The organism is Corynebacterium sp. UMB6689, assembly GCF_030215295.1.
GTDB classification, from domain to species: domain Bacteria; phylum Actinomycetota; class Actinomycetes; order Mycobacteriales; family Mycobacteriaceae; genus Corynebacterium; species Corynebacterium aurimucosum.
This window is the reverse complement of the sequence record NZ_JASOLS010000131.1, coordinates 1-294: the sequence shown is the minus strand read 5'-3', so window position 1 is coordinate 294 and position 294 is coordinate 1. Positions and strand designations below refer to the sequence as shown.

Below are 294 nucleotides of genomic sequence, written 5' to 3'. Positions count from 1 at the left end.
AAATCAAGATCACCGCATTATCCCAGGCTGCCCCAGGAATCCGTATCGGTTTATCCACACGAAATGTCCCTTAAGCCTTACCCATTGTCTACCTCCCTTTTGCGGCTTAAGGGACATTTCGTGTGGATTTGCGGCGTGTCGTACTAAGGGACATTTCGTGTGGATTTAGGAGCGTCCGGCCCATCCTTTTCTTATGCCTAAGCTGGGGTTCCACTCATTGTCGATGTGGGTATCGAATGTGGCAGGTCGCCCGTCTGGGTGGCCGCGTCGTTTAAGTTGTTCTTTTGCCCAGGC

The 294-nt window shown here is 52.0% G+C and carries 1 pseudogene; it reads right to left on the bottom strand.

What is annotated here, in order from left to right:
* Positions 1-165: 165 nt before the first annotated feature.
* Positions 166-294: pseudogene (locus tag QP363_RS12940) on the bottom strand (IS256 family transposase); the annotation flags it as partial.